General features: G+C 76.2%; 1 protein-coding gene. It reads right to left on the bottom strand.

Annotation, left to right across the window (positions count from 1 at the left end; genetic code table 11):
* Nucleotides 1-202, bottom strand: a 202-nt coding sequence (locus IG05_RS43470; protein ID WP_037816143.1) for a hypothetical protein, incomplete at both ends; no start/stop codon positions are given.

Here is a 202-nt window from a genome sequence, read left to right as displayed (position 1 = left end):
CCCCGTGCCGTGGCCCTCCACCGCGTCCACGTCCGCCGGGGTCAGCCCGGCGTTCGCCAGCGCCTTGCGGATCACCCGCTGCTGCGAAGGCCCGTTCGGGGCGGTCAGGCCGTTCGAAGCACCGTCCTGGTTGACCGCGCTGCCCCGCACCACCGCCAGCACCCGGTGGCCCTTGCGCCGCGCCTCCGACAGCCGCTCCAGG

The organism is Streptomyces sp. NRRL S-1022 (genome assembly GCF_000720135.1).
In the GTDB taxonomy this organism is placed as follows: Bacteria; Actinomycetota; Actinomycetes; order Streptomycetales; family Streptomycetaceae; genus Streptomyces.
This window is presented reverse-complemented; position numbering and strand designations above follow the sequence as displayed.